At 44.3% G+C, this 23,941-nt stretch carries 16 protein-coding genes; 11 read left to right on the forward strand and 5 right to left on the reverse strand.

The window, feature by feature from the left end; genetic code table 11:
• Positions 1-79: 79 nt before the first annotated feature.
• Positions 80-703, forward strand: coding sequence for a flavodoxin family protein (locus tag QJS82_RS04120; protein ID WP_271133126.1), 624 nt, complete (start codon positions 80-82; stop codon positions 701-703).
• Between the two features lie 90 nt (positions 704-793).
• Here QJS82_RS04120 and QJS82_RS04125 read toward each other — a convergent pair whose 3' ends face one another.
• Positions 794-1,087, reverse strand: coding sequence for a hypothetical protein (locus tag QJS82_RS04125; RefSeq protein ID WP_281491315.1), 294 nt, complete (start codon positions 1,085-1,087; stop codon positions 794-796).
• A gap of 702 nt (positions 1,088-1,789) precedes the next feature.
• Here QJS82_RS04125 and QJS82_RS04130 point away from each other — a divergent pair.
• From QJS82_RS04130 to QJS82_RS04140, 3 genes are all read left to right on the forward strand, one after another.
• Complete coding sequence (locus QJS82_RS04130) at positions 1,790-3,229, forward strand: cytochrome c (protein WP_281491316.1); 1,440 nt, start codon at positions 1,790-1,792, stop codon at positions 3,227-3,229.
• A 370-nt stretch (positions 3,230-3,599) separates the two neighbouring features.
• A complete protein-coding gene (locus QJS82_RS04135; RefSeq protein WP_201618647.1) occupies positions 3,600-5,201 on the forward strand; it encodes a flavin monoamine oxidase family protein in 1,602 nt (533 codons plus the stop codon).
• Positions 5,202-5,277: 76 nt separating this feature from the next.
• Positions 5,278-5,910: a c-type cytochrome gene (locus QJS82_RS04140; protein WP_281491665.1), complete on the forward strand. Its 633-nt coding sequence runs from the start codon at positions 5,278-5,280 to the stop codon at positions 5,908-5,910.
• A 316-nt stretch (positions 5,911-6,226) separates the two neighbouring features.
• Here QJS82_RS04140 and QJS82_RS04145 read toward each other — a convergent pair whose 3' ends face one another.
• The 4 genes from QJS82_RS04145 to tolQ all read right to left on the reverse strand — a co-directional run bounded on the left by QJS82_RS04145 (position 6,227) and on the right by tolQ (position 10,028).
• On the reverse strand, positions 6,227-7,519 hold the full coding sequence (locus QJS82_RS04145; protein ID WP_281491317.1) for a translocation protein TolB: 1,293 nt from the start codon (positions 7,517-7,519) through the stop codon (positions 6,227-6,229).
• A gap of 128 nt (positions 7,520-7,647) precedes the next feature.
• Entirely contained in the window at positions 7,648-8,691 is a 1,044-nt protein-coding gene (locus QJS82_RS04150; protein ID WP_281491318.1) for a cell envelope integrity TolA family protein, read from the reverse strand.
• Positions 8,692-8,826: 135 nt separating this feature from the next.
• Entirely contained in the window at positions 8,827-9,285 is a 459-nt protein-coding gene (gene tolR, locus QJS82_RS04155) for a protein TolR (protein WP_201563520.1), read from the reverse strand.
• A complete protein-coding gene (tolQ, locus tag QJS82_RS04160) occupies positions 9,282-10,028 on the reverse strand; it encodes a protein TolQ (RefSeq protein ID WP_281491319.1) in 747 nt (248 codons plus the stop codon). Before tolQ ends, tolR begins: the two co-directional genes overlap by 4 nt.
• A gap of 580 nt (positions 10,029-10,608) precedes the next feature.
• On the opposite strand from tolQ, the gene QJS82_RS04165 reads away from it, so the two are divergent.
• The 7 genes from QJS82_RS04165 to QJS82_RS04195 all read left to right on the forward strand — a co-directional run bounded on the left by QJS82_RS04165 (position 10,609) and on the right by QJS82_RS04195 (position 23,885).
• Positions 10,609-11,904, forward strand: a complete 1,296-nt coding sequence (locus tag QJS82_RS04165) for an NCS2 family permease (protein WP_201618644.1) — start codon at positions 10,609-10,611, stop codon at positions 11,902-11,904.
• Between the two features lie 702 nt (positions 11,905-12,606).
• Positions 12,607-15,834, forward strand: a complete 3,228-nt coding sequence (gene putA, locus QJS82_RS04170; protein ID WP_281491320.1) for a bifunctional proline dehydrogenase/L-glutamate gamma-semialdehyde dehydrogenase PutA — start codon at positions 12,607-12,609, stop codon at positions 15,832-15,834.
• An 11-nt stretch (positions 15,835-15,845) separates the two neighbouring features.
• Entirely contained in the window at positions 15,846-16,538 is a 693-nt protein-coding gene (locus QJS82_RS04175) for a 1-pyrroline-5-carboxylate dehydrogenase (protein WP_281491321.1), read from the forward strand.
• 356 nt (positions 16,539-16,894) lie between these two features.
• The gene (locus QJS82_RS04180) at positions 16,895-18,256 is read left to right on the forward strand and encodes a uracil-xanthine permease family protein (RefSeq protein ID WP_281491322.1); all 1,362 of its coding nucleotides are present in this window, start codon (positions 16,895-16,897) and stop codon (positions 18,254-18,256) included.
• 157 nt (positions 18,257-18,413) lie between these two features.
• Positions 18,414-20,183 (forward strand): xanthine dehydrogenase small subunit, encoded by a 1,770-nt coding sequence (locus tag QJS82_RS04185; protein ID WP_281491323.1) that lies wholly within the window; start codon positions 18,414-18,416, stop codon positions 20,181-20,183.
• The gene (xdhB, locus tag QJS82_RS04190; protein ID WP_281491324.1) at positions 20,180-22,768 is read left to right on the forward strand and encodes a xanthine dehydrogenase molybdopterin binding subunit; all 2,589 of its coding nucleotides are present in this window, start codon (positions 20,180-20,182) and stop codon (positions 22,766-22,768) included. Before QJS82_RS04185 ends, xdhB begins: the two co-directional genes overlap by 4 nt.
• Positions 22,761-23,885, forward strand: coding sequence for an XdhC family protein (locus QJS82_RS04195; protein ID WP_281491325.1), 1,125 nt, complete (start codon positions 22,761-22,763; stop codon positions 23,883-23,885). The genes xdhB and QJS82_RS04195 overlap by 8 nt, the downstream gene beginning before the upstream one ends.
• Positions 23,886-23,941 lie beyond the last annotated feature (56 nt).

Here is a 23,941-nt window from a genome sequence, read left to right on the forward strand (position 1 = left end):
CACATAAAGTATTTATAATAAAAATTATTGAACATTTGCAGCATCACTACTATTCACCCAATCCATTATTAGAGTTCGTATGACTACATCTATCACGCCTTCCTCAGCTTCCACGGACAATCCGCCTAACGTATCGATGGCTGTCATCTACCATAGTAACTACGGACATACGAGGCGTGTTGCCGAAGCCATAGTGATGGGCGCGCGCCAGCAATTGCCAGAAGCACAAGCCAAAGCGGTCGATGTTCATGATGTCGATTGGGAATTTTTGGATCAGGCGGATTTACTGGTTTTTGGTAGTGCCGTATATATGGGCAGCGTGACGGCAGGCTTTAAGACCTTTATGGATGAGACATCCAAGCGTTGGTATCATCGTAAATGGGAAGGTAAGTGGGCCGCAGGCTTTGCCAATTCAGGCGGTCTGAGCGGCGATAAGCTTGCCGTCTTGCAGCAGATTTGTCTTTATACCATGCAGCACGGGATGAATTGGATAGGTCTGCCGCTTATGCCAACGGGTCATGAAGCACATGATTTAAATCGTCTTTCAAGTTTTTTGGGTTTGATGACTCAGTCGCTAGATGGTCCACCTGAAGAAACCCCAGGGAAGGGCGATATTGATACAGCTATCTGGTTTGGTGATCATTTGGCGAAGACCATTATCAAGCATCAGCCTAAACAGCAGATGGAAGCCGCTAAAAACTAGCCTAAGCAGTCACTCAGGCGTTATCAGTATTTTGAATACTTTATGAAGGGCAAAATAAAAAAGCAGATATCAAATCGATATCTGCTTTTTTTATTGAGCATTAGTTTGTGTTGCTACCTTTTTAACCACAATGGTTCTAGTAACATCATTATCAGTGATAAAGGGATTATCAACAGTATTCTTAGCAGGAACAATCATAACTGATGCAGCGGTAGGGGTAGAGATACTTTCATTAGGTACAGTTGTTAATGGCCGGTCTTTAACAGCGAAAGTTTTCGCAGGGAGATTTTTGACAGGAATTGGGCTTTCGACAAATTGAAAAGATTGGCAACCTGTCAGAGGTATCGTCGTTACAAGCAGACATATAAAGGCAAATGATTTCATAAGGACATCTCGGACGCTAGTTGGCGATTTTAAAATGGTTAACGACGTTAAAATAATGCGCGACTTTAGCATGGCGCTTATCATAAACAAAACAATGGGGAATACAATGGAGAATACAAAAGGCTATTTATTATTAAGGTTGAGATAATGTGTAAGCTAGATAGAACAGCAGATATCACGACATAAAAAGGCGATTGGCCCTAAACGCTATGTATCTATTATGTACACTTATAATTAATAATGATAACCAATAAAGCCGAAATTTAGTAGATAAATTGTTTTATATATTCGTTTTTACGGATAAAATTAAGATTTATTAGGCTTTAGTGATTGTTTTCTAAAGGATTTATCTAAATACTGATATTTATAATATAAAAATACATAATAATTTATTCCAAGCTAGCAACGCTAAAGCGTTTCTTTAAGTTTTGTAAAAAAATGCAGCCAATCCGTTACTATTTAAGTAATAGTCGTGAAATAGTCTTACATTAGTGAGGTGAGTAGACATTCTTTAGCAACTATCTTTATTAGGTTGCTTTTATCACCCTCTTTTATGAAGCATTTACTGGACGATTTGCTACCTCATTTAATGGATTATACATTGGGCATTATAAGTCATCAGTTATAAAAACTTGCCCAATATCGAATGTTTTATTCCAACAATAATTACAACACCCTAGGTGCCAGCTATATGAGGATATTATGAAGCCACTTTCTGTGATGTTATCGATGCTTGTCATTGGTATTACCTCCAGCGCCGCAATGGCTGAAGGTGTTAACCTTCCTAATGCCAGCTTGCCTAATGTAAGCCCTGCCAATAGCGAGCTTGTCAACCGCGGTGCATATATTGCCCGTGCTGCTGACTGTATGGCATGCCATGGTGAGGATTACACCGGTGGCACAGCGATTGAAACTCCGATGGGAGAGATTTATTCAACCAATATTACGCCCTCGAAACGTTACGGTATCGGCGATTATACCGAAACGGATTTAAAGAACGCTTTGCAAAAAGGCCGTGCACCAAGCCACATGCTGTATCCTGCCATGCCATATCCTTCTTATAGCGGCATGAAGGAAGAAGATATCAGCGCATTGTTTGCTTATTTGCAAACCGTACCGGCCGTCGATGAAGCCCCGAAGCACAAAACCAATTTACCGTTTCCTTTTAACATTCGCAGCTTAATGCTTGGCTGGAATTTTCTCAATGTACCGTCTACCGAAAAGCGCGACGGACTGAACGAGACCCAAAAACGCGGTGAATATCTGGTCAATAATCTAGAGCATTGCGGTACTTGTCATACCCCGCGTAACAGCACCATGGGTTTTAATAAAAAAATGTACTTATCAGGTGCTCAGCTTGGTCATTGGCATGCGCCAAATATCACGCCCGATGAGTCGAGCGGTATCGGCAGTTGGAGTGAGCAAGATATTATCACTTATCTACGTACCGGTGAGCTAGACCAACGCGCTTATGCGGGTGGCCCTATGGGTGAAGCAGTCGCGCATAGTACCCGCTATCTAAAAAATGAAGATTTGAGTGCCATTGCCTCGTATCTACAAGCGATACCAGCCATTCAAACAGAAGATAAGGTCTCTGCTGTTGATGTGTCACGCTTGCCAACGCCCGTCAATGAATCTATCACTCATGATCTCCTTGCGCAAAAAGATTATTTAGCGCAAGCAAAAACAGAGGTAAGTAATGGTAGCAATTCGCCAGAATCGCTATATCTAGCAGCATGTGGTAGCTGTCATGGTGTCGATGGTTACGGTCAGCCTGATGCGCGTTATGCGCCTATCGTGGGACTCAGCAGTATTCGCCGCGAAAAGCCTGATGCCCTCGTTAATATGATATTGCATGGGGTAGAGGGAGCGACTGATACGTCGCCTATCATGCCAGGGTTCTCAGAAGAGCTGAATAGTGAACAGATTGCTGGCATTGCCAACTATGTACGTGTCAATTTTGGTGGGCTTGCTAACAGTGAGGTTAGTGCTGCTGATGTCGATCGCATCGCTAACACAGGGGTGGATAAACCTTTCTTAATCAAGTACGCAGGTTTATTGGCAATCATCGGTATTCTCGTTGCTATTGCGGTCATCATATTTATTATACGAGCCATTTTACGTTCTAAGCGCCGCCGTTAATTTGAATTTCGCTATTTGTAATGATTTTGATTGCCATGGTTTTGATTTAAATACGTTCAATTGACGTTATACAAATAGCAAAAAACTTAATCAAACAGCGGACTAGTAAGCTTATAAATGCGTTTTAGGCAGTTATTATAAGACAGCTATTATCAAACAGCTATTATCAAACAGCTATTATAAGACAGGGATTAACGGCAATACGGTAGGGCAGCTTGGTAAATAAACGCAGAATTAAGCCAAGCTGATAAATAGCATAAATACTGATAAATAAAGATAGGTGTTTATCAATAAAACCAGTGTCTAAGAATCAGTGTCTAAGCACCCGTGTTTACCGTCATGCACGAACGCCTACTTTAAGGATATTATTATGAAAGACATGCTTCAATCACCAACGCGGCGCCAACTGCTCTCGATGATTGGTAAAACAGCGGGCGCAACCGCGATGTATCAGGCAATGACGACGTTAGGATTTGCCTCAGAATCGAGCTTTAAGGAAACCATGGACCTTAAGGGTGCACCGCCGGGCGCTAGTATCGTCATTCTTGGTGCCGGTCTTGGCGGCCTGACCGCGGCTTACGAGCTACGTAAAGCGGGCTATGATGTCAAGGTGCTCGAGTTCCAAAACCGTGGTGGCGGTCGTAGTTGGACGCTCAATAGCGGTGATAAATATACTGAGCTTGGCGGCGAAGAAGTCACCTGCGATTTTGAAGAAGGTAACTATTTTAATGGCGGACCATGGCGTCTGCCAAGCCATCACTATGCCGTTTTTCATTATTGCAAACAGTTCGGCGTTGAGATGCAGCCTTTTATTCAGACCAATGACCGTGCTTATCTGCATCGTAGTACCCATTTTAATGGTGTGCCGCAGCGCTTGGGTGATGTAAAAAACGATATCCAAGGGCATGTATCAGAACTATTATCAAAAGCGGTCAATGTTGGCGGTCTTGATCGTTCGGTTAATAAAGAAGACAAAGAAAAGCTCCTAGAAGGCTTAAAAGGTTGGGGTGTACTCGATAAAGACTATCGCTACCGTGCCAGCAATGCGACCAGTAAGCATCGTGGTTATAGCGTTTTTCCGGGTGGCGGCTTGATGCCCGATGAAACCCCATCAAAGCCTTTGCCTATCAGTGAGATATTAGATTCAGGCATGTGGGCCGATATTTATGGCAACCATATGACCTATGCGCATCAGCCAACCATGTTTCAGCCTGTTGGCGGTATGGGTAAAATCGGTGATGCATTCACCCGCGAATGCCGCGATATGATTGAGTTTAATGCCAAAGTGACCAAGATTCATCAAGATGAAAGTGGCGTTACCGTTGATTATGTCGACAGCAATAGCCCAAATGGCGCGACCAAAACCATTCGTGCTGATTGGTGTGTGTGTAATATTCCATTAACGGTACTGACCCAAATTGATATCAACGTCTCAAAACCGATGAAAGAGGCGATGGCAGCTGTGCCTTACGAGACTTCTTATAAAGTGGGCTTAGAGTTCAATCGCCGCTTTTGGGAAGAGGATGAGTGGATCTATGGCGGCTTGACCTATACCGATATGCCGATAGCGCAGATTGCTTATCCTTCAGAAAATATGTTCAAAGACGGTACTGGGGTATTGCTAGGCGCTTATGGTTACGGCCCAACTTCTTATAAATTTAATACCTTGACCCCGCAAGAGCGTATCAATGTCGCGCTGGCTTACGGTAAGTATATCCATCCTCAGTATCCAAAAGAGTTCCGCGCCGGTACATCAGTAGTATGGCACCGTATCCCGTGGACACTTGGTTGTTATGGTATTTGGAATGAGTCGACTCGTCGTCAGCATTATGACACCTTGTGTAGTATTGATAATCGTATTGTACTCACGGGCGAGCATTGCTCACACATTCCGGCATGGCAAGAAGGCGCTATTTTATCTGGTATGGATGCCGCCAAGCGCCTACATAAAAAAGCAAAAATGCTGGGTTAATATGAATAACTATAAAAATTCAGAGGCTATCATGGACAATGCAATCGTGAATAAGGCAGTCGTGAAGAAAAAAGTCATGAAAAACATGACCCCCAAACTGCTGACTGTGATGCTGCTAAGTGTGCTGAGCAGTGCAGCGCTTTTAGGCTGTAGTCAACAGTCAGATGATGAAGTGACCATTTCTACGGTACAAGATCAAGACTCCTTGACAACCAATGACTATCAAGCAAGTCGTAATACGGGGGCGTGGGGCGGCGTATATATGAGCCGTGAAGAACTTGCTGCCCCTGCTATCAATATCGTCGATAACAGCTCACTCCCTACTATGGATAGCGATCCAAGTATTGCCGAATGGGAAGCCAAGTTTGAAGGCACGAATGCTTTTGTGACGACAGATGGTAAAAAGCTATACCACGACTCTTGTGCCGCTTGTCATATGCATAAAGGTGAGGGTGCTTATGGCGCAGGTTATTATCCGCCCCTCGCCAATAACAGTAAGATGCAATCGAAGTATTATATTATTGATATCTTGATTAATGGCTTTCGTGGCATGCCATCCTTCCATAAGATGATGAATGATGAGCAGATGGCGGCGGTCACTCAGTATGTGGTCAGTGATTTAAATGGTTATACTGATACAGTTACCGCTGAAGATGTGGCGCAGCTAAGACACGCAGTTCCACCAGCTAGCGATCCTAGTGATGAGTAATGCAATGAGTTAATATTTTAGTGCTTATTTTTAGTATAGTCAGTTCAAAATAAAAGCGAGACATTATAGCTGTGTGCGACTGGTATAAATTTTCCTTGCTTGCTGTTATCACAGAAGCTACGAAAAATTCATCCCAGTCGCACTGTATCGATTTTAAAGTAATTCTACTGTATCACTGATTATTACTATAAAAGTCGCTCTATTATTCCAAGCCAAAAAAAGCGCCTAATGAATTATTAGGCGCTTTTTTATATTTAGAGATTTGATTTCTAGGATTTTCTTAACTGGTAAAATGACAAGTTAATAAATTCATAAGCTATTTAGGGCTGGCTGACCAAACTGGCGAGCGGATAGTACCTTGACCAGATTTACCAAATGATTCGCCACCATTCAATGATTTGATGGTCAGTACGCCTTTACCGCCTTGCTTTGAGGCGTAAACCACACGTTTACCATTGGGCGAAAAACTTGGAGCTTCGTCGATACCGGTATTGCCTAAGTTGGCAGTGACCGCGCCGCCACTGTTCATGATGGCAGCTGAGCGACCACTTAAAAAAGCAATTTGTGAGCCATCGCTACTAAACTGCGGACTGGTGGCATAACCACTGCTTGATACTTGAGTCGTACGTCCTGAACCAAATTCATAACGATAGATGCGTGGTTTGTTAAACCCTGCACGGTCACTGACGAAGACGAAAGATTTGCCATCAGGTGCGTAGTTCGGCTGCACTTCACTACTTGGCCAATTGGTGATACGTCGAGGCGTACCGCCGCTGGCGCTCATCTCATAAATATCAGCACTGCCTTCAAAGCTGCTAGAAAACAGTATTTTGCTACCGTCTGGTGAAAATGAGGGGCTAAGATTGCTACCAGGGAAGGGCGTTAATGGTGTCGCACCGCCGCCGCTCACGCTTTGTACATAAATAACAGGATAAGACTTATCGCGCTGCACTGAATAAGCGATGCGATTGCCGTCAGGTGACCATGTAGGCGAGAAGATAGAGCCTGCCACCTCGGTAATGGTTTTGGCATTTTCGCCATCAGCATCCATTACTTTTAGGCGCGATATTTTCTCTTTGCCAGTGCCAATCTCTTCGATATAAGCAATACGTCCTGAGAAGTCGCCGGGAATGCCTGTGATAAGCTCATATACTTTATCAGCGATAACATGAGCTGCGTAACGCATGCTTTCTTTATTATTATCAGCAGTTAAAGTTTGCTTACCTTCTATCACGCGCCCAGATTTTATATCGATGACTTCATAATCGGTGACGACTTTGCCGCGATTACTGCGCGTGCTACCGACCACAAGATAAGGGATACCCATGCTTTGCCACACAGGTAGTGTGCCTGCTAACTCGCTACTACTGCGCGGCTGCTGCGGTAGGTTTTGACTGGTGACTTTCAGCTCTGTTTTACTCAAATCATTTAAGACAATAGACGATAAGGTCGTGTCACCAGCAAAGGGCACAAAAGCCACCTGGTTTTGCTGCACCGGAATCTCATAATCCAACTCTAGAACGACGGGTGCTGCAAAGACGCTAGGAGCAAGCAATAAGCTTGAGGTGCTGGCAAGTAAAGAGAGGCATAGTTTTTTATGGATGCGCATGACCAAATCGAACTCCTAGGTTGGGATAATGTTTTTTAAAGGCAGTAAACTGACGATAACGATAATATCGCCGCATATATAGGGTGCGTTAGCTAAAGTTAGCAATAATATCGTCTTAGGGCAACTGATTAATTGCTGCCCTTAAACTGTATGGTAAAGGTAGGGTATTTAGGATCATCAGCGTCAATTGGTAAGCTGCCGGTATTCAACACCGCCTGCTTCGCCGCTTCATTGACCGCGCTATCAGGTCCTGAGGCAGAGACGTTAACCACATTACCACTAGCATTGACAGTGATGGTTAAGGTGGCGCGCTGAGTCGAGCCTTTCGCTGCCGTCGGTGGATTATAGTTGCGTTTGATGAGGTTGATAATTTCACTGTTACTGGCACCGCGGCTGCCACTGGATGCCGAGCGGCTACTGCCTTTTGCGGTACTTGAAGTCGTGGCGTCACCAGATAGCATCGACTGTCCATCATCTCCTAAGCTAAGCGTTTGACCTGCGCTACCAGAACCACCGGTATTGATTTCTATATTTCTATCAGTGGCCGTAGGGCGTTTAATCTTAGGTGGATTATTTTGCTTATTGCGAAAATCCCCGAGCTTTTTGTGCTCTTCAATAAGCTGTTGTTTCTTATCTTGTTCAATTTGCTCATGCTCTTCTAGTACAGATTCATCTAGCTGCGCTGCCCATTCCGCCATATTACGCTCATACTCTTGAGTTTGCTCGAGCAGGCGTTGGTGTTGCTCTTCACTCATTAGCATGGGGCGACTAGCGGAATCATCAGAACGGGTAAAAACAGGCACGCGCTGAGAATTGGGCTGCGTTGGGCTGTCGTAGCTGACGCTGCCATCAGTACTATTTTCTGGCATATTACTGGATGAGCCGCTTGCACCGCTGTCGGCTTGCATGGCGCTGGCCGCTGCAGCGCGATTGGCAAGTATCTGTCCTTGCATCTCAGCCAATTGTTCAGGGGATATCATGACGGTTTCAATAGTGCCCGCGGTCTCGACTTCCATATTCTGGTAGCTATAAATTAGGATACCAATCACAAGACCATGTGCCAGAAAACTGAGCAACGTAGGCAAGGTTAGCCCGTTACCTTCAGGTTCGGTCGGCACATAAACGGTTGGCGCATTACGCATGGCACTGATACTCAAGGATATGGTACTCAAAAATAGGGTGCTCAAAAACAGGGTACTTAAACATAGGGCACTCAAAAACAGAGCATTCAAGAACGTGAGACTGAAAAAAGAGCTTCATCAAATTATCTGCTTTATTATAACCAACTGAGCTAAAAGTGGGCGGTCTTATAATGAGGGCGCTGGTAATGGCGCGCCTGTCAATAGCCCTACCTTTTGGATACCTGCTTGTTGTAAAGTTGCCATCAGGGTCATGATAGCGCCATACTGATTGTTTTGATCGGCATTGATCATTACCTGTAAAGGCTGTGCACCCACTTCGCTACTTTGATTTTGCAGATTGGATAATGTATCAATCAGCTCCGGCTCGCTAATCGGCAAGTCGATATTGTTCTCATAACTGATAAAAATCTCGCCACTGCCCGTTAACGACACAATCACGGGTAGCTGACTTTGGCTCATGGTATTGGTTTGCTCTTTTGGCAAATCAACGTCGACGCCCGTAATCAGCATCGGCGCTGTGACCATAAAGATAACAAGTAGCACTAGCATGACGTCGATATAAGGAACAACGTTCATCTCCGCATTGAGCGCTTTTTTCTCACGGCGATAGGGACTTTGTTTCATAGACCGGTTACCTGAGTGTTTTTTACCTGACTGCTTTGATTAACTTGGCTGACTTGCGTACTAGGCTGCGGATTTTCGATACTGGTTTCGCGTTGTAGCATCCCCGTCATCTCATCACAGAATAAAGCACGTGAATCGTATAGGCGGCTTGATTTGGCGGTAAAATGGTTATAAGCCAATACCGCAGGAATAGCGGCAAACAAACCCATAGCAGTGGCAATCAGGGCTTCAGCGATACCGGGCGCAACAGTGGCTAGGGTCGCTTGTTCGCTTTGCGACAGTCCCAAAAAGGCATTCATGATGCCCCAAACGGTGCCAAATAAACCGACATAAGGTGCTACCGAACCAATACTTGCCAGCGTCGTCAATCCTGATTCTAACAACTGCTGCTGACGACCCAAGCCAACGCGAAGCTTACGTTCTACGCCATCGATGATGTCATCTTTAGGCTGGCGTTTTTTATGCATTCTTAAATATTCAGAAAACCCAACATAAAAAATCTGCTCAAGCCCTTGGCGCTCAGGCGAACCTTGTACGCCTTGATAAAGCTTCGCCAAATCTTCTCCTGACCAAAACCAAGTTTCAAACTGCTGGTCGAAATTTTTGGCCGTACCCAAACGGGCACTCATACGAAAAATAATCACCCAACTAAGCAACGAGGCTAATAATAACAATGCCATCACAATCTGTACCAATAGACTGGCTTGGGTGATGAGGTCGACAATATTTAATGATTCAGGCATGGGTTAGGCTCATGGGTAATTAATAATAACGGCTTTGATTTTAATGGCTAAATACTTATAGCGGCTAGGGGCGGGTAGCGTTTTCACAATATGTTAATTCTGCCTCCTCGCTATAACCCCGTAGTGTACTGTGAAATGATAAAAAGGTCATTTATTAAAGTGTTAAATGTAAATTTAATCGTTGGTGCAAAAATTATAATAGTGAATGGGTTTTATAAGGCTGTCGATATAGTCAGCTAATTGTGCCCATTAACTTAAAAAGCAACTTAAAAAGCGTGACATTAATTGAAATTGTAAGACAATTTCACTAGAATGTAATTGTTTGTTGCTATCGCTTTTCATGGTGGCTCTACATTTGCCAAAGTTATATGTGGCTAAAGGATTAAAAGCATCATCTCGAATCTTAGTTTGTAAGCGTCATTTATAGTCGCAATTTGGAAGCGTCATTTATCGTCGGAATTTGGATGTATTTTTATATGTTTGATTTAAAAGCAGCATTGATGGTCGCTATTGCAAAACTGCGCTTATCAACGCAGGTGGATAATGATAATTTACTTACTGCTATTTGGAAGCGACTCTTATGAACGCAATCGAACGCTATTTTGGGATCAACGGTGAAAATACCACGATCAAAACAGAGGTTTTAGCTGGTGTAACCACGTTTTTAACCATGGCTTACATCATTTTTGTCAACCCTAACGTACTTGCTGACGCTGGAATGGATAAAGGCGCGGTATTCGTTGCCACCTGTCTTGCCGCCGCTATTGGTTGTTTTATCATGGGGTTTTATGCCCGCCTGCCAGTCGCGCAAGCCCCAGGTATGGGACTCAACGCCTTCTTTACTTATGGCGTGGTTTTGGGCATGGGCTACAGCTGGCAAACGGCGCTTGGCGCGGTATTTTTGTCAGGTTGTATCTTTGTCCTACTCAGCTTATTTAAAATCCGTGAAATCATCATTAATTCTATTCCAGACAGTATCAAACAAGGCGTTGTTGCTGGTATTGGTGCATTTTTGGCGTTTATCTCCATGCAAACTGCTGGTGTCATCGTTAATAACGATGCGACGTTGGTAGGTCTTGGTGATATGACAGCATTTGCGCCGGCAATGGCAGCACTTGGTTTTATCATTATTGTTGGTTTGTCTCACAAAAAAATACCAGGTGCGGTCACTATTGGTATTTTGCTGGTAGCACTTATTAGCCTTATTACCGGTAATACCCAGTTTTCGGGTATTATCTCAGCGCCGCCGTCTATTGCTCCAACGTTTATGCAGCTTGATATCGCTGGTGCGTTTGATGTAGCAATGATTAGTGTTATCTTTGCCTTCTTATTTGTGGATTTATTTGATACCGCAGGTACGCTGATTGCAACCACCAGTCAAGCAGGTTTGATTGGTAAAGATGGTAAAATCCCTAATATGGGTAAAGCGCTGCTAGCAGATTCGACGGCGACTGTAGCAGGTACTCTACTGGGTACGTCATCAACGACCAGTTATATCGAAAGTGTCTCAGGTATCGCCTCCGGTGGTCGTACTGGATTAATGGCTGTGACCGTTGGCGTGCTATTTTTACTCAGCGTGTTCTTCTCACCGCTTGCCGCCATGATTCCTGGTTATGCGACAGCCGGGGCTATCTTTTACGTAGCAGTACTGATGATGGGCACATTAAAAGACGTTAAATGGCATGACTTAACAGAAGCGGCGCCAGTCGTGGTGGTCTTGTTATTTACGCCTTTGACCTATTCTGTTGCTGACGGTATTGCACTTGGCTTTATCACCTATACTGCTATCAAGGTAGTCGCTGGTAAATTCTCTGATGTGAGTATTCCTGTTTGGCTTTTAACAGCTGTATTATTGATTAAGATTATCTTCTTATAAAATATTAGCTAGTGTATTCACCATAAAAACCCTCTTTATCTACTAAGCTGATAAAGAGGGTTTTTTTATAGGAAAATCATAGGTAAAACGTGAATAAGTGGGATAGGAAAACCCCAATTATTTCTACAAAAAACCAGTTAAATCAGCGTCAGTAATCTAGATGTATAACCAAATCTTGATATTTACTGTGATGTTAATAACCAATTGTTTTTAAACTATATTCTGCTTGGTTAAAATAAGTAACAGCGTGCGTTTGACGCTTTTTTTATGCTACCATCACTAAGCTAAGCGCATCACCTCAATCAACGCCGTAGAGGTTTTTCTTACAGTGAATTTGCGTCATATAAGATGACGGATACGGTTTTATTAACACGATACCGCATCTGAGCATCACTCTCCATTCACTACTAACAAGAAGAAGGCACTAATGCCGCTTAGCTGTTCGTTGTTGCCTTTATATTGTTAACGTAGCCCGTTTAACACTAAAACGACCTACTTGACCGCGTCCAGCCTATGCTGGATTTTCTCGTTTTGTGATGGTGTGGTTTGGCCTTTTGATTATTGCTGTAAATATTCATAGACGACTATTATTTAATTTAATCATGTATTCAATTTAATGATGGTTATAAGTACTTTTCAAAATAATCAGAATTTTTACCGCGCTATTTATTATGGTTTTTAAACGATAGTTATGGAGTTGTTATGAGCCCAGTAGACCAGTTTACCCCGCAAGAACCGATTTTATTTAAGCCGGCAGATTTGCTAGCGCCAGACTATATTGCCCAGTCGTCAGAAACGCTGCATGCCCGTATCTCACCTTTATATAGCGTGGATGAAGAACGTTGGTTGTCAGAATTGTTGCCCCTTGCCAAGCCGACTGATAGCGAACGTGAAGCCGCTGCAACGCAGACGCGCCAACTGGTCGAGCACGTACGTAATGATGGCAAAGCTGTGAAAATGGTTGACTCATTATTACTTGAATATAGCCTCGATACCCAAGAAGGTATCTTGCTGATGAGTTTGGCAGAGGCATTGATTCGGGTGCCGGATAACTATACTGCCGATGCGCTGATTCATGACAAAATGAGTGTGGCTGATTGGAAAAAGCATCTAAAAAATGACAATGGCTTCATGGTCAATGCCTCGACATGGGGCATGATGATGACCGGCCGTGTGGTCAGTATTGATAGCAATACTACGGCTTCAGGGTTTTTGGATCGTATGACCAAAAAGATGGGTGAGCCGGTCATTCGCAGTGCGATGCAAAAAGCCATGCGTATCATGGGGCATCAGTTTGTATTGGGCGAAACCATTGAAGGGGCGAATAAAAACAGCCAACCATATCGCAATAAAGGCTATACCTATTCATTTGATATGCTAGGTGAAGCGGCCATTACCCATAAAGATGCTGAAAAATACTTCAACGATTATCTGCATGCGATTAAAGCGACTGCCAGTATTAAAGTTAAAGAGGGTATGCCAAAGCCGTCGGTATCTATTAAGCTGTCAGCCTTGCATCCGCGCTATGAAGCGACCCAAGAAGAGCAAGTCATGGGTCTATTGCGTCAACGCTGCCTACTATTGATTGAGGCGGCGCGTGAAGTTAATGTTGATATCAGTATCGATGCCGAAGAAGCCGATCGCCTTGAGATTTCTCTGAAGCTATTTGAGTCTCTATATCGCGATAATTTAACCGCTGATTGGGATGGCCTAGGTATCGTAGTCCAAGGATACTCTAAACGCGCGATTGCGATTTTAGTGTGGTTAGCGAGCTTGGCAACTGAAGTCGGCGATCGTATTCCGGTCCGTTTGGTCAAAGGTGCGTATTGGGATACTGAGATTAAATTGGCGCAGCAAAAAGGTCTATCCAGCTATCCTGTGTGGACACGTAAAGAGGGTACCGATACTGCTTATCTTGCTTGCGCGCGCTTCTTATTGTCCGAGCATCTGCGTGGGCTCATTTGGCCACAGTTTGCTACGCATAACGCGCACACGCTAGCGTCGATTATGACCATGAGTGCGCATAGAGACTTTGAGTTTCAGCGTCTACATGGTATGGGCGATGCGCTGTATGATCATATCTTGCAAGCTTATCAAATTCCGGTACGTATCTATGCACCGGTTGGCGCGCATAAAGATTTACTACCATATTTGGTACGTCGATTGCTTGAAAACGGTGCCAATAGCTCGTTTGTCCATCAATTATTAGACAAATCTTATCCCATTGATAAGCTAACCGTGCATCCATACGACAAATTATTGACCAATAATACTTTACATAACCCTGATATTCCGCTGCCGTTAGATATCTATGGCGAGCGCCGTGCCAGCTTCGGTCCCAATATTTTTGTAGAGTCGCAATGGCTACCGTTTAAAGCGGCTATTGATAGTCATCTGCATAAAACGTGGTCAGCAACTTCTATTATCAATGGTAAAGCGGTTGATGAATACGAAGCGGATGGTAAGACTCATCAGCTTGAATCTCAGAAAGTGCGTGCGCCTTGGAATCATGAAGTCATCGCTGGTGAGGTAAAATATGCCAATGCGGAATTGGCGGTGCAAGCTATCGATGCGGCAGTAGCAGGGCAAAGTGCGTGGCAAGCAGTACCAGCCGCGAATCGTGCTGCTATATTGCGCAAGGTGGCAGACTTATATGAAGAAAACTATGCTGAACTGATGGCGCTCTGCCAGATTGAAGCCGGTAAAACCATGCAAGATGGCATTGATGAAATCAAAGAAGCCGTTGATTTTTGCCGCTTTTATGCTGATGAAGCAGAGCGTTTAGACGATGTGGTGCATGAGTTTACTGATTTAACAGGTCAATCTTCGCGTCAGATTTATAAAGCACGCGGTACTTTCGTATGTATCAGCCCTTGGAACTTCCCATTGGCTATTTATACCGGTCAAATCGTAGCAGCACTAGCAGCAGGCAATACTGTCGTGGCAAAACCTGCTGAACAGACCAGCTTAATCGCTCATTTTGGTGCGCAGTTAATGTATCAAGCTGGGGTTCCAGTTGAAGCATTACAGTTAGTGACGGGTGCGGGCGATGTTGGCGGTGCTTTGACAGCTGCTGATAATATCGCAGGCGTTATTTTTACCGGTTCAACGCAAACGGCGCAGCGTATCAACCAAAGCTTAAACAATCATGTGCAAGCCAGTGGCGAGCTACCGGTCTTTATTGCTGAGACGGGTGGTCAAAATGCCATGATTGTTGACTCAACTGCGCTACCTGAACAGGTGGTTAAAGATGCGGTATTGTCAGCCTTTGGCTCAGCCGGTCAGCGTTGTTCAGCTTGTCGTATCTTATGCGTGCAAGAAGAAGTCGCGGATAATTTAATCGAATTGCTACAAGGGACTATGGCAGAATTGGTCGTCGGTAATCCCCTACACGTCACCACAGACGTAGGTCCGGTGATTGATGCGGATGCCAAGCGCAGTCTAGAGGCACATATCGAACGTATGAGCGCTGAACCAACCGCAACTATTTTGGCGCAGACGCCTATGAGTGCAAGCTCGGTTGTTAGCGAAGAGCATTCTACCTTTGTCTTGCCAACGGCGATTGAGGTCAAAAGTATCGATGTCATCGGTGGCGAGCATTTCGGTCCGATATTGCATGTATTGCGTTATCAAGCCCCTGATCTGAATAAGCTTATCGATGCCATTAATGGTACTGGTTTTGGTCTGACTTTAGGTATTCATAGCCGTATTGAAAATATTGCCGAGCATATAGAGCGCCGTGCGTTTGTTGGTAACACCTACATCAACCGCAACCAAATCGGTGCCGTTGTAAACGTTCAGCCATTTGGTGGCTGTGGTCTATCGGGTACGGGTCCAAAAGCGGGTGGTCCACATTATGTGGCGCGTCTCATGCAGCTGCAATCTGAGTCAATAACGACTGAATCACTTACTCAAACACAAATCGCATAAGGAGTAGCAAGATGGCGACTGAATTTAAAAAGAATCATGCCCAAGTCTGTGAATCTTGGCGATTACTTGGCGCGGTCAATCGCGCAAAGTATCTGCAAGCAGCCATTCCAAAGTTGGCCTTGCTAACTGGCGATGTTAATAAAGCAAAGCGTTTATTCACTCATTTATTAAGTGCTGCGCCAAGCTTAGATGAAGTGCAGCGTATGACGGGCGCGACGGGTGAATCCAACGATTTATACGTGACCGCTCGTGGCAAAACCATGGTCATCGGTGGTGAGTCTGCGCGCGCAATGGCAGTACTTGGGCAGCTTATAGCCGCATTATTGACTGGGAACGAGGTGATACTACATTGCCCAAGCCAAGATGAGATGTGCAATGAGGCTGCAAAAATACTGTATGAGACGGGCATTAGTGATGATGTATTGAGTGTGGCGAACGATTCACAGACCGTGACGCTGCTATATATCGATCGTCTGGCACAAGTGGCTGTCGCTGGTAATCAAAGCGAAGTCCAAACGATTAGCCAAGAGCTGGCTAATACCGACGGCATCTTGACGCAAGTGATTGCTGTCACTGACATGGAAGGACTGTCAGAGATGCTGACGCCTGATTATCTCTATCGCTTTGTCACCGAACGGGTAAGAACCATTAATACCACAGCCATTGGTGGTAATGCTAGCTTGTTGGAGCTTGGAACAGAGTAATAATCTTATATAGATAAAAAGTTAGATTATTGCTAGTAGATAAAAAATAGAAGCACAGACATAACGGTCAGTAATTGTTTTCCAAGCGTTTTGGGAAATGATTACTGACCGTTTTTTTATAGTTTTTTTAAGATATTTATTATTTTGCTTAGACGTTAAAAACCTTTTAAATCCATGGTTTTTTAGCTTGTAGGGAAACAATAGTGGTGATACTATAAATAAAACCTGACCAAATAGTCATCTTTTTAATTGATATTGTGACTAATAATAAGGTGCAAAAGCTAACTAGAGCAGCCTACAACTATTAACAAGGATTGTTAATAGATTTAAGGTCATATTAATCAAGGATGATTAAAATGTCTCAATCTTTAGAGCCTCAAAAAAACGCTGAGCTGATGTATCAGCTCAATGACAAGCCTAGCTTTTGGCCGGCAAGTTTCGCCGCTTTACAACATCTGCTAGCTAGTATCGTCGCTATTGTCACTCCCACCTTAATTGTCGCCGGAACCTTGGGTTTGGGTGATTACGTTCCTTATCTAATCAGCTGCGCGCTCATCTCCTCTGGCATTGGCACTTATATTCAATGTAAAAAAATAGGTCCTATAGGCGCGGGCATGCTCAGTTTGCAAGGCACTAGCTTTGCTTTTTTAACGGCTATTATCGCTGCTGGACTGATTGTAAAAGGGCGGGGTGGTTCACCAGAAGATATTTTGGCTACTATTTTTGGGGTTAGTTTTTGTGCCGCCTTCGTTGAAATTGTTCTTAGCCGCTTTATTCATAAATTAAAAAGAATATTTACCCCGGTTGTTACCGGCACTATTATTATTCTCATTGGTGTTCCGCTGATTGAAGTTGCCATGACTGATATTGCAGGCGGCTTTGGCGCAGAAGATTTTGGCAGTTTGCAAAATCTGTTTTTAGGGATGGTTGTGCTGGTATCGGTGATTGTATTTAACCGCTCAAAAAACCCACTATTAAGACTTTCCTCTATTGTCATTGCCTTAATCTTAGGAATGTTAGCCGCATTCTTCATGGGCAGATTAGACTTTTCTTCATTAAACAATGTCGGTTTTATTACCATTCCTATCCCATTCAAATTTGGTTTTCAGTTTGATATCACCGCTTTTATTCCATTAGCTATTTTGTACTGTGTCAGCGCCCTTGAAACGACGGGCGATCTCACAGCCAACGCTGTAGTATCAAAAGAACCTGTCAAAGGCCCTGTCTATCTTAATAGAATTCAAGGTGGGGTATTGGCAGATGGGGTCAACTCTATGATTGCTGCCACCTTAAACAGCATGCCGTCGACCACCTTTAGCCAAAATAACGGCGTCATTGCGCTTACGGGCGTTGCCAGCCGTCATGTCGGTATTTATATTGCGGCTCTTTTGATTATCATTGGATTGTTTCCTATCTTTGGCGCCATATTGCAAACCATGCCGCAGCCAGTACTTGGTGGCGCAACATTGGTTATGTTTGGGACAGTAGCGGTAGCTGGCATAAAAGTATTGGCTAGCGCTAAGCTTGACCGCCGTGATATGTTGATTATTGCTACTTCTGTAGGCATCGGTATCGGCGTATCTATGGTGCCTGAGGTGTTATCACAACTGCCTGAGTTTATACGTAACGTGCTGATATCGCCTGTCGCCATAGGCGCGATTACTGCCATTGCATTGAGTTTATTTTTACCAGAAGATACCCAAGACGCTGATATATAAAAGTAAACTTTTAGTAGAAGTGTGATTGGTAAATATTATTGCGTGGTAGCTATTACATATTAATTGATTGGTTTGCGCCATCAAGCAAGTGTTTATATTAACACTCTATGTAAGCTGTTTAATTTCACCAAGCCCAATTTTTTAGCCGAGTATTGCTATGATTAGTTTCTATCTGAACGGAAAGTACCATGAGATAAGCCACCTCAATCCGAATACGACGGTACTTGAGTATCTACGCTTGCACGAACATCAAACTGATACTAAAGAAGGCTGCGGTAGTGGCGATTGCGGCGCATGTACGATTATGGCGCAACGCTTGCCTAGTCATGCGATGAGCGATTCTAGTAATAGCACGCCTTTTTATACCTTTAACGCTTGTATTGCTCTATTGTCGCTGATGGATGGTCATCATTTAATGACCGCTTCTTATCTGGCGGACAATCCAGCACATCATCCAGAACGGGCCCTATTGCATCCTGCACAGCAGGCGATGGTTGACTGTCATGGCTCGCAATGCGGATTTTGTACTCCTGGTTTTGTCATGTCTCTGGCTAATTTGTATGAAAATAATCGTATGCAACAACAGCAAAATGCCAAGCCAAGCTACGACGACCCAAGCTATGATGACCTAAGCTATGATGATATTGTCGCCGCAATTTCAGGGAATCTATGCCGCTGTACCGGTTATCGACCCATCATTGAAGCAGGTCTAACGATGGGTAAAATTGGTCAGCAAAGAGCCGCTGATAAAACAGTCGCAAAAGATTTGACCATAAGCTTAGCGACGGATGCGATGGCAAGTAAAAGTAAGTCGTTATCTAAAACTGAATCATTGGATACCTCGAATCAAGCCTCAACTATTGAGCCTGCTCTTGCTGAAGGGTCGCGGCAGTTATTCATTCCAAAGACAGTGGATGCGCTTAATCAGTTATTGGCCGTATATCCACAAGCGACTATTTGGGCGGGTGGTACGGATTTGGGGTTAAGCATTACTCAGCACTTGGTTGATCATGAAGTGATTATTCAGCTATCTGCTATTGATGAGCTAAAAACTTGGTCACTTTCTCATTCAAAGTCTAGCTCAAAGGCTGGTTCAAAGGCTGGTTCAAAGGCTAATGCAAAGCTGTTATCCGACTTAGATAAGTCCACTGATAATGAAGAAGCAGTACAGGAATTGACGTTTGGGGCTGGCATGACCTATCAGCAAATGCTACCGATACTTGAACATAACTTTCCTGCCTTTGCGGCATTATTCGAAAGAACCGCTTCACCGCAAATACGTAATATGGGTACGCTTGGCGGTAATATTGCTAATGCCTCGCCAATTGGAGATTTGCCACCAATTTTACTGGCGTTAGAAGCGCGCATTCATTTGCGTCATTGTAACCCCAATAATAGAGATATTGGTGGTGAAGAGGTGAGTGCTAAGGATGAAAGCAATGAACATAATCAAAAGCCTTATGTAGACGAGATAATACCCTTATCAGAATTTTTTATAGATTATAAAAAGACGAAGCTACGAGCAGGCAGTTATATTGTCGCTATTCATATGCCACTGATGCAGGCTAATCAGCACTTATTTATTCATAAAATTAGCAAGCGTTATGAAGATGATATTTCCGCTTGTTTGGTTGCTGTAAGAATCGATTTGTCGGCAGACGGTATGACTATCGACCATGCAAAAATCGGTCTCGGCGGTATGGCGGCAATACCATTATTAGCCAAGAATTGCCAGCAAGCGCTCCTAGGTCAACCCCTTAAGCTTGCAAGTTTTGAGAAAGCTGCAAAAGCGCTACCGATGGATGTCTCGCCATTGACGGATGTCCGAGCCAGCCGTGAGTATCGCTTGCATGTGGTGCAACGTTTACTAATTAAGTGTGGCAAGCAGCTGATAAAAGAGACGCAAACTGAGAGAGAATCATCATGAGCCATCAATCATCCTTATTTGACAGCTATAGTATTCGCCGCGTACGTCCGCCTAAAAATAAAATCGGCACTTCTGCCAAACATGATAGTGCGATAAGCCACGTCATGGGAACGGCCACCTATGTGGATGATATCCTAAAGCCGCGAGGCACTTTGCATTTGGCAGTCGGTAAAAGCAGTCACGCTCATGCTCGGGTAACCAGTATGGATCTCAGTGCTGTTAGAGCGGCTGACGGGGTCATTGATGTCTTAAGTTTTAAAGACTTACCCGCACAAACGGATATCGGCGCAGTGTTTGACGGTGAACCATTGATGGTAGATGAGATCACAGAGTACGTAGGTCAGACGCTATTTTTGGTCGTGGCAACCACTCACCGTGCCGCAAAAAAGGCGGTGCTTAAAGCAGTTGTAGAGTATGAACCATTATCAGCAATATTAAGTATTGATGAGGCTTTAGAGCAGGAGCAGTTTGTACGTCCTAGCCACTTTATGCAGCGCGGTGATACCGAAGCAGCGCTTGCAAAGGCGCCTATGCGTATTGCAGGCCATATTCATATGCTAGGTCAAGAGCATTTTTATCTTGAAGGCCAAGTGTCCTATGTCGTGCCTTGTGATGATGGCGGGCTTGAAGTCTATACCTCATCGCAGCATCCGAGTGAAGTGCAACAGCTGGTCGCTGAGGTGACGGATTTGCCCTTTCATGCGGTCAACACGGTCGTACGCAGAATGGGCGGCGGTTTTGGTGGCAAAGAAACCCAAGCCGCTGCATGGGCATGCTTTTGCGGTATCGTTGCCAAACGTCACAATATACCGGTCAGTATGCGCTTGGATCGTCAAGATGACATGGTGGTGACCGGTAAACGCCACGAATTTGCCAACCGTTATGAGGTCGGCGTTGACGAGTCAGGGCAAATCCTTGGCGTCGATATGCAGCTGGCTGGCTTGTGTGGTTATGCGCCAGATTTGTCCGATGCTATCGTCGATCGAGCGATGTTCCACTGTGATAACGCTTATTATTATCCAGCTGCGCAGGTAGCAGGACATCGTTGCAAAACACACACGGTGTCGAACACGGCTTATCGAGGTTTTGGCGGGCCTCAAGGTCTGATGACTGCTGAATATATGATGGATCATATTGCCTATACTTTAGGCAAAGACCCTCTGCAAGTGCGTTTGATGAACCTCTACCAAAATGGCCATAGTACTCATTATGGTCAGCCAATCGAGCATTTTGATTTGGCAACGATTATGGATACATTGGCAAAAGATTGTGATTATGAGCAGCGTCGCCAGCAGATGATAGAAGCTAATGAGCAAGCCAAAGCTGAAGGCAGCGACAAGCGTTTTGGTATTGCCTTAACGCCTGTGAAGTTTGGCATCTCGTTTACCGTGCAGACGCTCAATCAAGCCGGCGCTCTGGTACATATTTATACCGATGGCAGTATCCACCTTAATCATGGTGGGACAGAGATGGGGCAAGGGTTATTTGTCAAAATTGCACAAATTGTCGCCAATGAGTTTGATGTGGATTTGGATACCGTAAAAGTATCGGCAACGCGTACCGACAAAGTGCCCAATACCTCACCGACTGCGGCTTCATCGGGCACCGATATCAACGGTAAAGCCGCACAAAACGCTTGTTTAACCATCAAAGCACGTATCGTCGAGTTTGCCGCTGAGTATTTTGAGGTGGCGCAAGAAGACATACGCTTTGAGCGCAACCATGTCTATATTGGCGATAAGGAAGATTTTACTTTTGCTGAAATGGTGCAGTTAGCGTATCAGCACCGCGTTAGCCTATCTTCTACGGGCTACTATAAAACGCCAAAGATATTTTACGATCGTTCTAAAGCGTGGGGTCGACCTTTCTTTTACTTCGCTCTAGGCGCGGCGTGCGCTGAGGTTGAAATAGATATGTTAACTGGTGAATATCAAGTGCTGCGCTGCGACATCTTACACGATGCAGGACAGTCGATTAACCCCGCTATCGATATTGGACAGATTGAAGGCGGCTTTGTGCAAGGCATGGGGTGGCTCACGACTGAGGAGCTTACTTGGGATAAAAAGGGCACACTCGCATCCAATAGCCCCGCCAATTATAAGATTCCAACGTCACATGATTTGCCAAGACAATTTACCGTTAAATTATACGATCGTAAAAATGAAGAGCAAACCATTTATAATTCTAAAGCTGTTGGTGAGCCACCTTTTATGCTGGCAGCTAGCGTTTGGTGTGCGATCAATAATGCAGTCGCAAGCTTAAATGATTATAAAAAGAACCCTGATCTTACGATGCCTGCAACCCCAGAGGTAGTATTAAAAGCGGTAATGCGCATGCAAGGCGAAGAGTGGGAGATTGACACGAATATAAACTTTGATGCGATTGATAGCTTGACTAGAGATGAGGAGGACAACTGCGGTATTGACGATGATAAAGTTAAGCCACAACTTGTGCCACATGCCGAAGATATCAAGCCGCCAGAGGTCGAGGGTCAAACAGTCGACGAGCAGCCAGAAGCGATAGAGCATCCTAACGTAGCAACGGCTAGAGGCCCTGCCCATAGTGAACCGACGCACAGTGAATAATTCATCATTGCCACCTATGCCAATACCAGTACGTTGGTATGATGGTCTAGCCCAGTATCAGCAGCAAGGGTCTGCGCACGTATTGGCGACTATCGTCGCGGTTAATGGGTCTGCGCCCCGAGCGCTACAGGCCAAAATGGTGATCACCCATGATAACTGTTGCGATACGCTTGGCGGCGGCGGTCTTGAACATGATGTTGTTGCGACAGCACGGCAATTGCTAAATGGTGAGATAGATACAACCATACTCAAAGCTTCTAAAAGAGACAAAAGTGTCAATAAAAATACAGACAATGACCATGACCTTGATGATGATAAAGATAACGACAGTGATTCGACGCCATCTAAAGTAGTAAGACGCGATGCGGTTTATACCAAGCATTATCCGCTAGGTGCGAAGTTGGCGCAGTGCTGCGGTGGTAGTGTCACCGTTATGTTTGAATGTTTTAATGTGACGCCGCCGATGTCGATATTGGTATTTGGAGCCGGGCATGTGGCAGCAGCGTTGATGACGATACTTTCGGAGCTGTCTTGCCAAGTAGATTGGGTAGATAGTCGTGCCGAGATGTTTGAGCGTTATTTATTAGATAAATCTAATTTGCCAAACAAATCTATTCAAACAGAAGATTTGTCTCAAGGATTAGAAACTCAGCCTAGTTTGACTCAGCCTAAGCTTTATAATCTTCCTGCTCATATTCGCCCGCATATTGATGATGATCCTGTTGATTTCATTCGCCCGTTTATTGAACCATTTAAACAAAGCGGTCAGCGTTTTATTCTAGTTATGACCCATGATCATAGTCTGGATTTTGAGCTTGTACGTGCCGCGTTAGATGCTGCTTCAGAGGCAAACGGTTTAGCAACTAGTCTCGATAATGATGATTTAGATAACGATTTAGATAATGGTCGCTCAAAAGTATCGATGCCTTATATTGGTTGTATTGCCTCGGCAACTAAAGCAGAACGTTTTAAAAGTCGTCTGCTGCAACGTGGTTATGATAAGCAGATAGTCGAGCAACTAACCATGCCAATAGGATTACCAATCGGTGGTAAAGAGCCTATGGCCGTTGCTGTATCTATTGCCGCGCAAATTTTGCAACATTATCATCAAAAATAAGCCATAAGTGCTAGACCATCAATACTGATTTCTACCTTTACCATTAATTTAGATTC

The sequence above is a fragment of the Psychrobacter maritimus genome (genome assembly GCF_029953575.1).
Taxonomy (GTDB): domain Bacteria; phylum Pseudomonadota; class Gammaproteobacteria; order Pseudomonadales; family Moraxellaceae; genus Psychrobacter; species Psychrobacter maritimus.

Excerpts from the sequence above, each read along its gene's own strand:
- putA (WP_281491320.1), top strand. The coding sequence starts at position 12,607 with ATGAGCCCAGTAGACCAGTTTACCCCGCAAGAACCGATTTTATTTAAG.
- QJS82_RS04140 (WP_281491665.1), top strand. The coding sequence starts at position 5,278 with ATGAAAAACATGACCCCCAAACTGCTGACTGTGATGCTGCTAAGTGTG.
- QJS82_RS04120 (WP_271133126.1), top strand. The coding sequence starts at position 80 with ATGACTACATCTATCACGCCTTCCTCAGCTTCCACGGACAATCCGCCT.
- tolR (WP_201563520.1), bottom strand. The coding sequence starts at position 9,285 with ATGAAACAAAGTCCCTATCGCCGTGAGAAAAAAGCGCTCAATGCGGAG.
- QJS82_RS04145 (WP_281491317.1), bottom strand. The coding sequence starts at position 7,519 with ATGCGCATCCATAAAAAACTATGCCTCTCTTTACTTGCCAGCACCTCA.
- tolQ (WP_281491319.1), bottom strand. The coding sequence starts at position 10,028 with ATGCCTGAATCATTAAATATTGTCGACCTCATCACCCAAGCCAGTCTA.
- xdhB (WP_281491324.1), top strand. The coding sequence starts at position 20,180 with ATGAGCCATCAATCATCCTTATTTGACAGCTATAGTATTCGCCGCGTA.
- QJS82_RS04165 (WP_201618644.1), top strand. The coding sequence starts at position 10,609 with ATGAACGCAATCGAACGCTATTTTGGGATCAACGGTGAAAATACCACG.
- QJS82_RS04180 (WP_281491322.1), top strand. The coding sequence starts at position 16,895 with ATGTCTCAATCTTTAGAGCCTCAAAAAAACGCTGAGCTGATGTATCAG.
- QJS82_RS04175 (WP_281491321.1), top strand. The coding sequence starts at position 15,846 with ATGGCGACTGAATTTAAAAAGAATCATGCCCAAGTCTGTGAATCTTGG.
- QJS82_RS04130 (WP_281491316.1), top strand. The coding sequence starts at position 1,790 with ATGAAGCCACTTTCTGTGATGTTATCGATGCTTGTCATTGGTATTACC.
- QJS82_RS04125 (WP_281491315.1), bottom strand. The coding sequence starts at position 1,087 with ATGAAATCATTTGCCTTTATATGTCTGCTTGTAACGACGATACCTCTG.
- QJS82_RS04135 (WP_201618647.1), top strand. The coding sequence starts at position 3,600 with ATGAAAGACATGCTTCAATCACCAACGCGGCGCCAACTGCTCTCGATG.
- QJS82_RS04185 (WP_281491323.1), top strand. The coding sequence starts at position 18,414 with ATGATTAGTTTCTATCTGAACGGAAAGTACCATGAGATAAGCCACCTC.